Origin of the sequence: Actinospineispora acaciae DSM 45401, from assembly GCF_000620785.1 — a bacterium.
Taxonomy (GTDB): domain Bacteria; phylum Actinomycetota; class Actinomycetes; order Mycobacteriales; family Pseudonocardiaceae; genus Pseudonocardia; species Pseudonocardia acaciae.
Map to the genome: position 1 here is coordinate 1 of NZ_JIAI01000013.1, position 11,989 is coordinate 11,989.

At 73.4% G+C, this 11,989-nt stretch carries 11 protein-coding genes; 5 read left to right on the forward strand and 6 right to left on the reverse strand.

From position 1 onward, the window contains the following. Positions 1 to 109 precede the first annotated feature (109 nt). Positions 110 to 517, reverse strand: coding sequence for a RidA family protein (locus N912_RS0137980; protein ID WP_028926531.1), 408 nt, complete (start codon positions 515 to 517; stop codon positions 110 to 112). 41 nt (positions 518 to 558) lie between these two features. Here N912_RS0137980 and N912_RS0137985 point away from each other — a divergent pair, with 41 nt between their 5' ends. Next, positions 559 to 1,182, forward strand: coding sequence for a TetR/AcrR family transcriptional regulator (locus N912_RS0137985; RefSeq protein ID WP_037068789.1), 624 nt, complete (start codon positions 559 to 561; stop codon positions 1,180 to 1,182). A 6-nt stretch (positions 1,183 to 1,188) separates the two neighbouring features. On the opposite strand, the gene N912_RS0137990 is transcribed toward N912_RS0137985, so the two are convergent. The 5 genes from N912_RS0137990 to N912_RS0138015 all read right to left on the reverse strand — a co-directional run bounded on the left by N912_RS0137990 (position 1,189) and on the right by N912_RS0138015 (position 5,024). Then, a complete protein-coding gene (locus tag N912_RS0137990; RefSeq protein WP_028926533.1) occupies positions 1,189 to 2,214 on the reverse strand; it encodes an amidohydrolase family protein in 1,026 nt (341 codons plus the stop codon). Further along, positions 2,211 to 2,735: a 3-hydroxyanthranilate 3,4-dioxygenase gene (locus tag N912_RS0137995; RefSeq protein ID WP_028926534.1), complete on the reverse strand. Its 525-nt coding sequence runs from the start codon at positions 2,733 to 2,735 to the stop codon at positions 2,211 to 2,213. Before N912_RS0137995 ends, N912_RS0137990 begins: the two co-directional genes overlap by 4 nt. Next, positions 2,732 to 3,166 carry a RidA family protein gene (locus N912_RS0138000; protein ID WP_028926535.1) on the reverse strand — a complete coding sequence of 145 codons (435 nt, stop codon included), beginning with the start codon at positions 3,164 to 3,166 and terminating at the stop codon, positions 2,732 to 2,734. Before N912_RS0138000 ends, N912_RS0137995 begins: the two co-directional genes overlap by 4 nt. 77 nt (positions 3,167 to 3,243) lie before the next feature. Beyond that, positions 3,244 to 4,326 (reverse strand): sensor histidine kinase, encoded by a 1,083-nt coding sequence (locus tag N912_RS0138010; RefSeq protein ID WP_245645720.1) that lies wholly within the window; start codon positions 4,324 to 4,326, stop codon positions 3,244 to 3,246. Positions 4,327 to 4,352: 26 nt separating this feature from the next. Then, positions 4,353 to 5,024: a response regulator gene (locus tag N912_RS0138015; protein WP_037068794.1), complete on the reverse strand. Its 672-nt coding sequence runs from the start codon at positions 5,022 to 5,024 to the stop codon at positions 4,353 to 4,355. 226 nt (positions 5,025 to 5,250) lie between these two features. Here N912_RS0138015 and lysX point away from each other — a divergent pair, with 226 nt between their 5' ends. From lysX to N912_RS0138035, 4 genes are all read left to right on the forward strand, one after another. Further along, entirely contained in the window at positions 5,251 to 8,607 is a 3,357-nt protein-coding gene (lysX, locus tag N912_RS57235) for a bifunctional lysylphosphatidylglycerol synthetase/lysine--tRNA ligase LysX (protein WP_084211596.1), read from the forward strand. Further along, positions 8,607 to 9,911: an alpha/beta hydrolase gene (locus tag N912_RS0138025; RefSeq protein WP_051581385.1), complete on the forward strand. Its 1,305-nt coding sequence runs from the start codon at positions 8,607 to 8,609 to the stop codon at positions 9,909 to 9,911. Before lysX ends, N912_RS0138025 begins: the two co-directional genes overlap by 1 nt. A gap of 25 nt (positions 9,912 to 9,936) precedes the next feature. Beyond that, complete coding sequence (locus N912_RS57240; RefSeq protein ID WP_051581386.1) at positions 9,937 to 11,127, forward strand: heparan-alpha-glucosaminide N-acetyltransferase domain-containing protein; 1,191 nt, start codon at positions 9,937 to 9,939, stop codon at positions 11,125 to 11,127. Between the two features lie 226 nt (positions 11,128 to 11,353). After that, the gene (locus N912_RS0138035; protein ID WP_028926539.1) at positions 11,354 to 11,983 is read left to right on the forward strand and encodes a GntR family transcriptional regulator; all 630 of its coding nucleotides are present in this window, start codon (positions 11,354 to 11,356) and stop codon (positions 11,981 to 11,983) included. Positions 11,984 to 11,989 lie beyond the last annotated feature (6 nt).

Below are 11,989 nucleotides of genomic sequence, written 5' to 3' on the forward strand. Positions count from 1 at the left end.
GCCCAGCCACCAGCCGGGGACGGCACCAAGCAACCTACAAACTCAGGTCGTCGGAAATCGCGCCAGCGATTTTCGAACGAAACAAAAGACGGCACGCACGCCCACGAACTCAGTCAATAACCGCGGTGGCCTCCACCTCGACAAGGATGTCAGGCTCCGCAAGCGCGGCAACACCTATCAACGTCGCAGGCGGCACCGGAGTAACGCCCAGTTTCGCCGACGCCCTGGCCACCCCCTCCAAAAGCACCGGCATCTTGTCAACCGTCCAGTCAACGACGTACACGGTGAGCTTCGCCAGATCGTCCAACGACCCACCAACCCCAGCAAGTGCGGTCGCCACGTTGAGATAGCTCTGCTCCACCTGAGCGGCGAGGTCATTTTCGCCGACCTTGTTCCCGTCGGCGTCACGGGCGACCTGCCCAGCGATGAAGACCAGCTTCGAGCCGGTGGCAACCGACACCTGACGGTAGACATCGACCCTCGGCAGCCCCTCGGGGTTCACCAAAGTTACAGCCATACCCAATAACATAGCATAGCAATGCTATGTATCCTGCCGTCATGGCCAGGACCACGGACCCAGCGGTCCGCACCCTGCTCATCGAACGGGCCGCGCAGATGCTTCGCACCCGCGAGCCGATCACCCTGCGCTCACTCGTAGCCGGGACCGGTGTGTCGACGATGGCGGTGTACACCCATTTCGGCGGCATGGACGGCATGTGGAAGGCTCTGCGGCAGGAGGGGTTCGCGCGCCTGGGGGGCAGGTTCGCGGCGGTGTCGGCGTCCGAGGACCCGGTGCTGGACCTGACGGTCCTGGTCGCCGCCTACTTCCGGAACGCGCTGGAACACCCGGACCTGTACCGGGTCATGTTCGACGCGAACTTCGACCTCGAGGACGCCCAGGCAGCCGACGACACGCTGGAGTACCTGGTCCAGGCCGTCGACCGGGGCAGAACGGACGGGCGCTTCCGCGCGGACGTCGTGCCGTTGGAGTTGGCGACCCAGAGCTGGGCCATCGGGCACGGGCTGGTGTCGCTGGTCGCCACCGGTCCCCTGCCACGGCGGACGCTCGACTACGGCGCCCCCATGTTGACGGCGCTGTTCGTCGGCGCGGGTGACCGGCCGGACAGGTGCCGCGCCTCGGTCGAGCGCGGCTGGCGGGACCTGGTCACGCCCGACGAGTAGGGCCGACTACGCCGCACCGGCCGTCTCCGAGACCGCCAGGAACCGCGCGGCGTTGCCGCCCAGGATCCGCCGGCGGTCCGCCTCGTCCAGGAAACCGGCCGCGCGCACCACCTGCCCCACCGGGCGCTCGCCGAACGGGTACGGGTAGTCGCTGCCCAGCATGACCCGCTCCACGCCCATGGTCTCGACCAGCAGCCGCAGCGCCGGCTCGCTGAACACCACGGTGTCCACGCTGAACCTGTCCAGGTACGCCGAGGGCGGGCGCTCGGACGTACCCACCACATCGGAGCGCTGGTGCCAGGCGTTGTCCATCCGCCCCACCCAGAACGGGAACGACCCGCCGCCGTGCGCGAAACAGATCCGCAGCGAGCTCGGCAGCCTGTCGAACGCCCCGCCCAGTACCAGCGACAACACCGACAGGTGCGTCTCGGCGGGCATGCCGGTCAGCCACTTGGCCATCCAGCGCCCGAGCCGGGGCGAGTCGGGCATGTCCCAGGGGTGGACGAACACCGGCGCCCCGACCCGCGCGCAGTGCTGCAAGAACTCGACGATCCCGGCGTCGTCCAGGTCGCGGTCGCCGACGTGGTTGCCGATCTCCACGCCCAGGTGGCCGGCGGCCATGCACCTGTCCAGCTCGGCGCAGGCGGCCTCGGTGTCCTGCAGCGGCACCTGGCAGAACGGCAGGAACTTCTCCGGCGCGGGCGCGCAGATCTCCAGCGCGAGGTCGTTGAAGATCCGCGCCACCTTCACCGCCTGGTCGGGCGGGCGGGCGTAGTTGAAGAACACCGGCGTCGGGGAGACCACCTGCACGTCCACCCCGTCGGCGGCCATGTCCGCCAGCCGGACCTCGGTGTCCCAGCAGTCGCTCTGCACCCGCCGGAACTCCCGGGAGCGGATCATCACGGTGGCCTCGCGCTCGGACTCGACCCGCAGCCATGGCCAGTCGCCGGCCGGGCCGACCTCGCGCTCCAGGTCCGGCCAGCCGCGCGGGACGTAGTGCGTGTGGACGTCGACCGTCGTAGCGGCGGTCATCCGCGGCCCGGGTGCAGCTCGCCGCAGCTCGAACAGGTGCGCGCCTCCTGGCTTTCGTAGAACGCCTCGAAAGCCGGCGGCAGGTCGGCCACGATGTCGCGGACCTGCAGCTCGGTCTCGTGCACCAGCGCCTGGCAGCTCGGGCAGTACCACTGGAACTTCTCCAGCGTGCCCTCCTCCCGGATGCGCTCGATGACCACGCCGATCGAGCCCGGCTCGGGGCGCTGCGGCGAGTGCGGCACGTTGCGCGGCAGCAGCCACATGTCGCCCTCGTTGATGTGCATGGTGCGCGGCCCGTCGGAGGTCATCAGGTTCACGTGCATGTTGCCCTTGACCTGATAGAACCACTCTTCGTACGGGTCGACGTGGAAGTCGGTGCGCTGGTTCGGGCCGCCCACCACCTGCACGATGAAGTCACCGGTCCGCACCCAGACCTGCTTGTTGTTCACCGGGGGCTTGAGCAGGCTCTCGTGCTCGGCGAGCCACTTCGGGAAGTTGATCACCGGTGGGACGTCAGTCATGACGCTGGGCTCCCTTCAGGACGGGACACGTGCGCGACGGCCTGGATCTCGATCAGCAGGTGTGGGTGCGGCAGCTGGTGGACGGCCACCGTGGTGCGCGCCGGGCCGGTCTCGTCGAAGTACTCGCCGTAGACCTCGTTGTAGCCGGCGAAGTCGTTCATGTTCACCAGGTACGCGGTGACCTGCGCCAGGTCCTCCAGCCCGGAGCCGGCAGCGACCAGGATGTCCCGGATGTTGTCCAGCACCGCCCTGGTCTGGGCGCGGATGTCCAGCCGGGTGGTGCCCATCTCGTCGACCTCGGCGCCGACGATCGTGTTGTCCGGCGCCCGGCTCGACGTGCCGGACACGTACAGCACGTCACCCACCCGTTTGACGTGCGGAAACCGACCCCTGGGCGTCGCCTTGCCGGCGACCACGTGCGCACCTGTCACGCCGCTCATCGTTGCGCCCGCGCGCCACACCCGTCCAATGCCGAATCCGTCGCGACACCAAACCGCCTGGCTATGGGTCACGACCCTTTCGGCAGGGACAGGCGCAGGCGGAAGCCGCCGGTCGGGGTGGGTTCGGCGTGCAGGGTGCCGCCGAGCAGCTCGGCGCGTTCGCGCAGGCCGGTGAGGCCGTGGCGGGCGCTGGGGAGGGCGAGCGCGGGGCGGGTCGGCGGGGTGTTGGTGATCGTGACGTGCAGGCCGGTGGCGTCGGTGGCGATCTCGACCAGGGCGCCGGCGCCGGGGGCGTGCTTGCGGACGTTGGTCAGGGCCTCCTGGACGGTGCGGTAGATCGCGCGCTGGGTGGGGGTGTCCAGGCCCGTCGGCGGTGAGCCCTCCAGGCGGACGTCGATGCCGCTGGTGGCGATCAGCTGGTCGATCTCGGCCAGGGTGGGCTGCGGCGCGGTGCCCACGTCGGCGACGTTGGCCGCGCGCAGCAGCGCGACCATGTGGCGCAGCTCGTCGAGGGTGTTCACGCTGAGCCGGCGGATGGTCGACGCGGACTCCCTGACGTGCTGGTCACCGGCGCCGACCTGGAGCGCGCCGGCCTGCACGGCGATGAGGCTGACCTGGTGGGACACCACGTCGTGCATCTCGCGGGCCAGCTGCGCGCGTTCCTTGGCCAGCACCTGCTGGGCGACCAGGCGCTGCTCGTGCTCGCGCGCCTCGCTGATCTCCTCCAGCCGCCGGGACAGCTCGGCGCGGGCCAGCACGAGCTGGCCGAGCGCGGCCGGCGCGGCGCCCATCAGCAGCCCGTAGATCACGTCGACCAACAGCTCCTGGGTGGTCTCGCTCATCGTGTCGAACGGCAGCTTGAGCACGTGCGCGACGGCCACCAGCGCGGCGATGCCGATCAGCAGCCGCCGGTCCCTGACGTGGCGGGCCACGCTGTACAGGGTGATCAGCGCCGGGACGTCGGCGAACGAGGTGATCAGCGCCGGGAAGCACAGCGCCAGCGCGAGGTACGGGTAGCGCCTGCGCAGCAGCACCCCACACAGCGCGACCGCCCCGAACGGCCAGGGCAGCCAGCCGGTGAGCTCGTTCTCCAGCACCATGTCCAGGGCGGCGACGCCGAGCAGGCCGGCCTCGATGCCGGCGCGGCGCACGGCCGGTGGCAGGCGCGCGAGCGTGCTCAGGGTTCACCCCGCTGGCCGGAGAGCTGCCCGGTGACCAGGCCGGCGCGCTGGGCCAGCAGCGCGGCCTGCACCCGGCTCTCCATTCCGAGCTTGCTCAGGATGGCGCTGACGTGGTCCTTGACGGTGCTCGCGGACAGGAACAGCCGCCCGCCGATGTCCGCGTTGGACAGCCCCTGCGCCACCAGCAGCAGCACGTCGCGCTCCCGGTCGGTGAGCACGTTCAGCTCGTTCGCGGCGCTGGCCCGCCCGGCCCGGCCGGCGTGGCTGCTCAGGATCGGGCGCGCGGCCTTGGCGGAGAGCACCACCGCCCCGGCGGCCAGCGCGCGCACCGAGTGCGCCAACTGCTCCGGGTCGGTGTCCTTGAGCAGGAACCCGGCGGCGCCGGAGCGCAGCGCGGTCCCGACGTACTCGTCGGAGTCGAAGGTGGTCAGCATCGCGATGATCGGCGGGTCGGCCATGGCGCGCAGCTGGGCGAGCACGGTGAGCCCGTCCACGTCCGGCATCCGGATGTCCAGCAGCACCACGTCGGGGCGGGTCAGCCCGATCTCGCGGACCGCGTCGGCGCCGCTGACCGCCGCGACCACGTCGATGTCCCCGGCCGCCCGGAGGATGAGCGCGAGCCCCGACCGGATCAGCGCCTCGTCGTCGACCACCACCACGCGGATCATCGGCACTACTCCAGGTTTCGTTCCGTCTCTGGTACGAGTGTTACAGGCCGGCTCACCTCGGGGAACGCCATTCGCCCAAGCATGGCGCAGGTGTGTTGCGCGTACCTCCGACCGGCGGGTGCCGCCCCCGCCGAGTGGCGGGCAAGACCGGTCGATGAACCGCTGCGGGAGCGGCGACGGCGAACGCAAGCTGGTCCGGTCGCCGGACCCGTCCCGAGGGGGAGTCATGATCACCTGGCCACGGGCGAGGTGGCCGGCCACGCCGTCCGGCGCCGCCGCCGGCCCGGCCCGGGCGCGCGCGTCACGGGGCGGTGGGCTGGTCGCGGCGGCGGTCGAGCTGGGCGCCGTGGTCTCGCTGGCGCACCTGGTGGTCGGGGGTACGGGCGGAGCTGTGCTCACGGCGGTGGAGGACGGGCTCGGCTACCTCGGGCTCCCGGCCGGCCCGAGCCTGTTCCTGGTGCTGCTGCTCGGCGTGCTGGCGGCGGCGCTGCGCGCGGGCAAGCAGGCGGCGCTGTGGGTGGTGTTCACGTTCCAGCTGCTGGCGATCGTGTCCGCGCTGCTGGCGGTGGACGACATGGTGTCCGACCCGGAGGCATACCCCGGTGAGGGGCCGCGCGCCCAGCTGGCCGGGCTGGCGGTCACGGTGGTGGCGTCCGCGCTGCTGCTGACCGTCCGGGGGCGCTTCCCGGCCCGGCTCGCCCCGGGGGCGTGGGCGCGGGCGCTGGTCACGGCGGGGGCGGGGATGGTCGCCGTGGTCGTGGCCGGGTACGGGCTCGCCTCGGTGTTCCCCGGGACGCTGGGCGGCGGGGCGGACACCCTGGTCTGGGTGGTCAACCAGTTGCTCGGCGAGCTGGTGGCGGTGCCCGACCCGGGGATCACCACGCGCGGGCCGGACTGGCTGGGGATCGGGCTAGACCTGGCCGGCACCGCCGTCGTCGCACTGGCCCTGTTCGTGTTCTTCCGGGGCCTGCCGCACCGGCGCCCGCTGTGCGCCGACGACGAGCTGGCGCTGCGGGCGCTGCTGGCCCGCCACGGCGAGGACGACTCGCTGGGCTACTTCGCCACCCGGCGGGACAAGAGCGTGATCTTCGCTCCCGGCGGTGGCGCCGCGATCACCTACCGGGTGCTCGGCGGCACCAGCATGGCCAGCGCGGACCCGGTCGGGGATCCGCAGCGGTGGCCGGCGGCGATCGCGGCGTGGCTGGACGAGGCGGCGCGCTACGGCTGGCAGCCGGCGGTGCTGGGGGCCAGCGAGCGCGGCGCGCGGGCGTACCGGGACGCCGGGCTCGGGGCCTGGGAGATCGGCGACGAGGCGATCATCGACGTGCGCGGGTTCTCGCTGGACGGGCGGGCGCGGCGGGGCACCCGGCAGGCGGTGCGGCGGGTCCGGCGGGCCGGGTACCGGTGCGTGATCCGCCGGCACGGCGACGTCGGCGATCCGGAGATGCGCGAGGTCGCCCAGGCCGCACGGCGGTGGCGGGGAGCGAAGGTGGAGCGCGGGTTCTCCATGGCGCTCGGGCGCCTGGGCGACCCGGCCGACGCGCGGTGCGTGCTGGTGCAGTGCCGCGACGGCGACGGCCGGGTGCGCGGGCTGCTGTCGCTGGTGCCGTGGGGGCGGCACGGGCTGTCGCTGGACCTGATGCGCCGCGACCCGGACGCGCCGAACGGGCTGACCGAGTTCCTGGTCACCGAACTGGTCGCGGCCTGCCCCGGCCTGGGCGTGCGCCGGGTCTCGCTGAACTTCGCGATGTTCCGCGCGGTGTTCGAGAACGGCTCGCGCATCGGCGCCGGCCCGCTGCTGCGCGCCTGGCGGGCCGCGCTCGGGGTGGCGTCCCGGTTCTTCCAGCTGGAGTCGCTGTACAGGTCCAACGCCAGGTACGCGCCGCGCTGGGAGCCGAGGTTCATCTGCTACCGGCGGGCGCGGCGGCTGCCGTGGACCGGGCTGGTGGCGGCCGCCGTGGAGGGCTTCCTGCCGGGGCCGGGCGGACGGCCGCACGCGTCCGCGTCGTTCGGCCGGCTGTTCGCCGACCGGGCTCGGCAGGTCGAGGACGTCACGCCGCAGCCGGCCGCCCCGCCGCGCGCGGACCAGGTCCGGGTGCGGATGGCCAAGCTCGCGGGCATGCGTGAGGCCGGGCTCGACCCGTATCCCGCCTGGTCCAGCCCGCCCGCGCGGCTGGCGGATGTCCGGCGCCGGTTCGCCGGCCTGAGCCCGGACGTCCGTACCGGGCAGCGGGTGTCGGTCACCGGGCGGGTGCGCGCGCACCGGGTGTTCGGCTCGCTGTGCTTCGCCGTGCTCGCCGACCCGGACACCGGGCTGCAGCTCATGGTCGAGCGCGCCACCCTCGGCGCGGACCGGCTCGCGGACTGGAAGCGGCTGGTGGACCTCGGCGACCACGTCTGGGCGACCGGCGAAGTGGTCACCTCTCGCACCGGGGAGCTGTCGGTGCTGGTCGACGAGTGGACGCACACCGCGAAGTGCCTGCGGCCGGGCTCCCCGGCCGCCGTCAGCCCCGAGGCCGCCGGGCTGGTGCGGGCCCGCGGTGCGGTGCTCGGCGCGGTCCGGCGCACGCTCACCGACCTCGGCTACCTCGAGGTCGAGACGCCCATGCTGCACGCGGTGCACGGCGGTGCCAACGCGCGCCCGTTCCAGACCCACCGGGGCAGCGACCGGCGGCCGCTGTACCTGCGGATCGCGCCGGAGCTGTACCTGAAGCGGCTGTGCGTGGCCGGCCTGGACAAGGTGTTCGAGCTGGGCCGCAACTTCCGCAACGAGGGCGCGGACGCGACCCACAACCCCGAGTTCACCATGCTGGAGGCCTACCGGGCCTACGCCGACTACGCGGCGATGCGGCTGCTCACCGAGGAGCTGGTGCGCGCGGCCGCGGTGGCCGCGCACGGGCGGGCGGTGGCGCGGCGTCCGGAGCGGTTCGGCGGCGGCGAGCACGACCTGTCCGGGCCGTGGCCGGTGGTCGGGGTGTACGACGCGGTGTCCGAGGCGCTCGGCGTCCGGGTCGACCCCGGCATCCCGCTGGCCACGCTGCGCCAGGCCTGCCAGCGGGCGGGGGTGGCGGCCGGGGTCGACAGCGGGCACGGCAGGTTGGTGCTCGCCGCGTACGACCAGCTGGTGGAGCCCCGGACGGTGGCGCCGACGTTCTACGTCGACTTCCCGGAGTCGGTGGCGCCGCTGGCCCGAGGGCACCGGCGTGACCCCCGGCTGGCCGAGCGGTGGGACCTCGTCGCGTTCGGGGTGGAGATCGCCACCGCGCACACCGAGCTGACCGACCCGGTGGAGCAGCGGCGCCGGCTGGAGATCCAGTCGCTGCACGCCTCCGGTGGCGACCCGGAGGCGATGGAGCTGGACGAGGACTTCCTGGCCGCGCTGGAGCACGGCATGCCGCCCACGGCCGGGCTGGGCATCGGCATCGACCGGCTGGTGGCCATGCTCACCGGGGTATCGGTACGGCAGACGCTGCTGTTCCCGTTCGTGCGCGCGGTGCCGTCGGGTGGTCGCGGCGGGGTCGCCGTGAGCGGGGGGCGACCGCCGCGACCGGTCGGCAGGCGTGCGGCACCGAGCCCGGTGTGATGGTGTCGTTCGAGGTGCCGCCGGTCGACGGCGGGCCGGATCCGCCACCGTCGGGGCCGTGGGACCTGTCGCTGCTCACCGGGTCGCTGCCGCTCGCGATCTCGCTGGCTGGGCTGGTCGGCGCGGTGTACCTGATGGCCCGCCGCGACCGGTCCTGGTGGTTACGGCTGGCGCCGGCGCTGCTGGCGGGCGCGACGGCGTTGACCGGCCTGACCGCGCTGGTGATCAACTCGTGGTGGCGGCCGCTGCCCGACGAGCTGCCGGCGCGGGTGTTCGCCTGGGTCGGGGTGGCGCTGCTGGGGGTGGCGTTCGCGGTGGCCGGCTGGCCGGGCCAGCGGTGGTGGCGCCGGGGGCTGGCGGTGCTGGCCGCGCTGCTCGTGCTGGCCACCGCCGGGATCAAGGTGAACGCCTTCTACGGCTACTACCCGCGGCTGCGCGATGTGATCGGCCTGCCGGCCGCGAACGAGATCAGCTTCTCCGCGCTGGCCACCGGGCCGGCGACCATGCCCGACACCGGGCGGGTGACCCACGCCAGCATCCCCGGCGCGGTGTCCGGCTTCGTCGCCCGGCCGGCGTCGATCTACCTGCCGCCCGGCTACCTGGTCGGCGAGCGCCGGCCCGCGCTGCCGGTGCTGGTGCTGATCCCCGGCCAGCCCGGCCTGCCCTACGACTGGTTCACCGCCGGGCGGCTGGCCACCGTGATGGACCGCTACGCCGCCGAGCACCGGGGCCTGGCCCCCGTCGTGGTGGTCCCGGACGCCACCGGCAGCCTGTTCGGCAACCCGCTGTGCCTGGACTCGAACCTGGGCAACTCGGAGACCTACCTGGCCCGCGACGTCCCCGACTGGATAGTCCGCAACCTGCGCGTGGACACCGACCGCCGGCACTGGGCGATCGGCGGGTTCTCCTACGGCGGTACCTGCGCGCTGCAGCTGGGCGTGCGCGCGCCCGCGACCTACCCGACGTTCGTGGCCATCTCCGGCCAGGACGAGCCCTCGCTCGGCGACCACGCGCAGACGGTGGCCGCCGCCTTCGGCGGTGACGAGGCGCGGTTCCAGGCCGTCAACCCGGCGAACCTGCTGGCCACCGGGCGGTTCCCGAACAGCCTCGCGGTGATCGCCATCGGCGCCCAGGACGGCGACTACCTGGCCGGCGCGCGCCGGGTCGCCGCCTCGGCGCGCGCGGCGGGTATGCAGGTGAGGTATCTCGAACCGCCCGGCGGGCACTCCTGGACGGTCGCGGTCGCCGCGCTGGGGGCCGCGCTGCCCCTGATCACGCCCGCGCTGGGCCTCGGCGAGAAGTGAGTCGGCGAGAAGTGAGTTGGCGAGCATGACGGCGACACCGACCGGCACAGTGGGCACCGTGGGGACAGTGGCGCGGCTCGCCGGCGTCGACCTGGCCAGGGGGCTGGCGGTGTTCGGCATGTTCGCCGCCCACGTCGGGCCGGACCCCGATGACGGCGGCGCCGGGGTGCTGTTCGTGCTCGCGCAGGGGCGTTCCTCCGCGCTGTTCGCCACCCTGGCCGGGCTGTCGCTGGCCCTGATGACCGGCCGGCAACGCCCGCTGACCGGCCGCGCCAGCACCCAGGCCGGGCTGCGCATCGCGATCCGGGCGGCGATCCTGCTCGCGCTGGGCGCCGCGCTGACCCTGATGGACACCGGGGTCAAGGTCATCCTGGCCTACTACGGCGTCTACTTCCTGCTCGCGCTGCCGCTGCTGCGGCTGTCCGCCAGGGCGCTGGCCGCCGTGTCCGTCACCATCGCGGCCGTCGGCCCGGGGCTGAGCTACCTGCTGGAGGCCTACCTCGGGCTCACCGGCCTGGACGAGGCCTGGGCGGACTCCGACCCGCTCGCCCGCCTGACCGACGAGGGCCTCGCGCAGCTGCTGATCTCCGGCAACTACCCGGCGCTGACCTGGATGGCCTACGTCACCGCGGGCATGGCGCTCGGGCGGATGGACCTCACCGGCCTGGCCACCCGGTTGCGGCTGGCCGCGCTCGGCGCCGGGGCGGTGGTGCTCGGCTACGGCGGGTCGGCGCTCGCGCAGCACCTGGCCGGCGCCGACCCGCTCACCACCCGGGCCTGGATCGACTCCCCGGCCGACAGCGGCCCGTTCCCGCCGGACTCGCCGGCCCGGCTGCTGGTCGCCGCGCCGCACAGCGACACCTCGTTCGAGGTCGTCGGCAACCTCGGGTTCGTGCTCCTGGTGCTGGTCGCGGCGGTCACCGCGGCCCGCGCGACGCCCCGGCTGGTGTCCCCGGTCGTCGCGGTCGGCGCCATGTCGCTGACCGCGTACGTGGCGCACCTGCTCGTCATCGACCTGGCCGACATCTCGACCGGCCGGGGGGCGGCCGCCGCGCTGCTCGCCTTCGTGGTCGCGATGAGCGCGGCCGCGATGCTGTGGCGGTTGTGGTTCCGGCGCGGCCCGCTGGAGTACCTGATGCACCAGGCCACCGCCCTCGTCCCGCTCGAATCCGACCGGGACCGGACCCGCCCCGCGACCAAGCCGCCGAACCCGTAGACCGCCCTGGTCAGGACCCGTGAGTGGCTAGGGCCGTCATAGCGGCCCTAGCCACTCACGGGTGCTCGCGTCCAGGTGTTGCGTTGACAACACCCCTCACGCTCGGGTTTCGTTGACACTGCCGGTGCGGCGTGCGACTGTATGCCCGTTGTATCCAAACTGTGGACGGTCCGGCCCGGCGGCTCGTGTGGGTGTGTGCCAGTGCCGGGGTCGCGGTGGAGGTGGCATGGACGGCGGTGTCTATCCCCGGCTTCGGGACGATGTCGTCTTTGGCGACCTCGCGCCGGGCACCGTGCTGGTGGAGTCCACGCTCGCGGCCCGCTACGGCACCAGCCGCACCCCGGTGCGCGAGGCGCTGCGGCGGCTGGAGCAGGACGGCCTGGTCGAGCGCGCCCACCGTGGCCTGCGGGTACGGGCGCCCGGCGCCGAGGAGATCCTGGAGGTCTACGAGGTCCGGGTCGCGCTGGAGGGCCTGGCCGCCGACGCGGCCGCCCGGCGGCGCACCGAGGCGGACCTGACGGCGATCCGGGCCGCCGAGCGGCGGGTGCGCGACGCCGGCGGCACCGACCCGCGCGTGATGGTGGCCGCCAACCGGGACTTCCACCGGGTGGTCTGGGCCGCCGGGCACAACACCACGCTGGTCGAGGTCCTGGAGCGGGTACACCTACACCTGCTGCGTTATCAACACACCACGCTGAGCGTCCCCGGCCGCTGGGAGAGCTCGCTGGACGAGCACGCCGAGCTGGTCGAGGCGATCGCCGCCCGGGACCCGGCGCGGGCCAGGACCATCGGCGAGCTGCACATGACGCGAGCCAGGGAGATCCGGCTCGAAATGTATCTCACGGGCAACTTCTGACCCGTC

What these genes read in the sequence shown, in the direction of transcription:
- N912_RS0137980 (WP_028926531.1), bottom strand. Translation starts at nt 517, where the DNA reads ATGGCTGTAACTTTGGTGAACCCCGAGGGGCTGCCGAGGGTCGATGTC.
- N912_RS0137985 (WP_037068789.1), top strand. Translation starts at nt 559, where the DNA reads ATGGCCAGGACCACGGACCCAGCGGTCCGCACCCTGCTCATCGAACGG.
- N912_RS0137990 (WP_028926533.1), bottom strand. Translation starts at nt 2,214, where the DNA reads ATGACCGCCGCTACGACGGTCGACGTCCACACGCACTACGTCCCGCGC.
- N912_RS0137995 (WP_028926534.1), bottom strand. Translation starts at nt 2,735, where the DNA reads ATGACTGACGTCCCACCGGTGATCAACTTCCCGAAGTGGCTCGCCGAG.
- N912_RS0138015 (WP_037068794.1), bottom strand. Translation starts at nt 5,024, where the DNA reads ATGATCCGCGTGGTGGTGGTCGACGACGAGGCGCTGATCCGGTCGGGG.
- lysX (WP_084211596.1), top strand. Translation starts at nt 5,251, where the DNA reads ATGATCACCTGGCCACGGGCGAGGTGGCCGGCCACGCCGTCCGGCGCC.
- N912_RS0138025 (WP_051581385.1), top strand. Translation starts at nt 8,607, where the DNA reads ATGGTGTCGTTCGAGGTGCCGCCGGTCGACGGCGGGCCGGATCCGCCA.
- N912_RS57240 (WP_051581386.1), top strand. Translation starts at nt 9,937, where the DNA reads ATGACGGCGACACCGACCGGCACAGTGGGCACCGTGGGGACAGTGGCG.
- N912_RS0138035 (WP_028926539.1), top strand. Translation starts at nt 11,354, where the DNA reads ATGGACGGCGGTGTCTATCCCCGGCTTCGGGACGATGTCGTCTTTGGC.